This window comes from Mycobacterium sp. (genome assembly GCF_035603715.1).
GTDB lineage: Bacteria > Actinomycetota > Actinomycetes > Mycobacteriales > Mycobacteriaceae > Mycobacterium.
The window spans coordinates 1-2,121 of record NZ_DATNJW010000701.1; the positions used below are offsets into that span (position 1 = coordinate 1).

Annotated in this window: 3 protein-coding genes; all 3 read right to left on the reverse strand. The window is 67.3% G+C overall.

The annotated features are described in order from the left end of the window. The coding region (locus VN856_RS28160) for a DUF3556 domain-containing protein (RefSeq protein ID WP_325695411.1) at positions 1–437 on the reverse strand (437 nt) is incomplete at its 3' end. A gap of 76 nt (positions 438–513) precedes the next feature. Next, the gene (whiA, locus tag VN856_RS28165; protein ID WP_325695415.1) at positions 514–1,491 is read right to left on the reverse strand and encodes a DNA-binding protein WhiA; all 978 of its coding nucleotides are present in this window, start codon (positions 1,489–1,491) and stop codon (positions 514–516) included. Next, a partial coding sequence (locus VN856_RS28170) for a 2-phospho-L-lactate transferase CofD family protein (protein WP_325695413.1) occupies positions 1,488–2,121 on the reverse strand: 634 nt, incomplete at its 5' end. The genes VN856_RS28170 and whiA, both read right to left, overlap by 4 nt.

Here is a 2,121-nt window from a genome sequence, read left to right on the forward strand (position 1 = left end):
AAAATATTGCGGGTGTCGCCGCTGGTGAACGGGACCTCATGCGGCCAAGGCGGAAGACGAATTGTCTTGGGCCGCAACCAGTACAAGAACCCGCCGATCGGAGGCCAGAACCGCGCGGTGAGCGGGCCTGACCCGCAACCCAACCCCAACACCTCGAACAGCAGCGTGAAAATGATGAGCTTCTGGTACACGATCGGCTGCGTCCACCAGGTCTCGATGTCCCCAAGTCCGCCCAGACCCGGGGTCAGCGAAATGACCGCGGCAGCACCTGCGGCGTAGGCGGCCATTTTGAACACGTAGAGCAGATAGATCGCCGACGGCGTGCCAAAACCGTGCTCCACCCAGTGCCGGGTGACCACCTGCATCCGCTCGGCGGCCGGCAGCGTATGCCAGGTTTCGTGGTCGACGTCCGGAAGGTCCGGGGTGATGAATCCCATGACGGCCTCGTTTCAGGTGTGCCACCGTTGGCGAGAACAATGTAGCGACATCACCACTCCGCCGCGGCAAACTAGGTCAGGCGTCTTCCATCAGGTCTGGGGTCACCGCCGATTCGGTGTCCGGAATACCATCGACCTTCGCCTTACGGTCGGCCATTGACAGCAGTCGCCGAATGCGGCCCGCCACAGCGTCTTTCGTCATCGGCGGGTCGGCCAGCCGGCCCAATTCCTCCAAAGAGGCCTGTCGGTGCTCGATGCGTAACTTGCCCGCCGCGGCCAGATGATCGGGCACTGTGTCGGCGAGTATTTCCAGCGCGCGTTCGACGCGTGCGGCAGCGGCCACCGCGGCACGCGCCGAGCGGCGCAGATTCGCGTCGTCGAAATTCGCCAGCCGATTCGCCGTTGCCCGGACCTCGCGGCGCATCCGCCGTTCCTCCCAGACCAGCCGGGTCTCCTGGGCGCCCATCCGGGTCAGCAGGGCCCCGATGGCCTCGCCATCGCGGACCACCACCCGGTCGGCGCCGCGCACCTCACGCGCTTTGGCGCTGATTCCGAGCCGCCGTGCCGCGCCCACCAAGGCCAGTGCCGCCTCCGGGCCGGGGCAACTGACCTCCAGCGCCGAGGACCGGCCCGGCTCGGTCAGCGAACCGTGTGCCAAGAACGCTCCACGCCACGCGGCTTCAGCGTCGCCGATGCTGCCGCCGACGACCTGCGCGGGCAAACCGCGCACCGGCCGACCACGCAGATCGAGCAGCCCGGTCTGGCGGGCCAGCGCCTCGCCATCGTTTGCGACCCGCAACACGTAACGAGTCGTCTTGCGGATTCCACTGGCGGACAAGACATGCACGACGGCGTTGTAGCCGTAAAGGTCGAAGATGTCTTTGCGCAGCCGTCGCGCGATGCTGCCCAAATCCACCTCGGCTTCGACGACCACACGGCCGGCCACGATGTGCAAACCGCCCGCGAACCGCAGCAGCGAGGTCACCTCGGCGCGCCGTGCGCTCACCGCGCTCACCACCAGGCGGCTCAACTCGTCCTTGACTTCGGCCGTCATCGCCACGCGTCGTCACCCCTTGGTCTGTTGCGACCCGGTCTATCTTCCCCGGTTTGCTGACGTTCCTGCTCAACCGCCATCGCGTCGGTGGACGTCGCAGACGGCGGCTGACCCAAGCCGCGCACGCTGACTCCGTCCAGCGCCGCGGCCAGCTTGCTCGGGTCATGTAAAGGTGTACCAGGCCGGGCGACGTCTGCGAACTGAACCTGGGCATCAAGCAGGGTTGCCGTACGCCGCAGTTGCTCGCGTTCCCGTTCGCTGGGTACCCGTTCGGCGTCGATGATCACGTCATGCACGGTGAATCCGGGCGCGTGCTGGGCGAGCACGTGCAGATGACGTTCGACCGAGAAACCTGCCGTCTCCCCCGGTTCGGCGACCAGGTTGAGCACCAGCGCGCGCCGGGCCTTCGTCGCCTGCAGCGCCGCGGCCAGCCCCGGTACCAGCACATGGGGGATCACGCTGGTGAACCACGAGCCGGGTCCCAGCACCACCAGATCGGCAGCCATGATTGCGTCGACGGCCTGCCGGGTGGCCGGCGGATCGCCGGGCAGCAGCCGCACGCGACGCACCTTTCCGGGCGTGGTGGCGATTGCCACCTGACCACGGATCGCCCGGAACATCCGCGGGTCG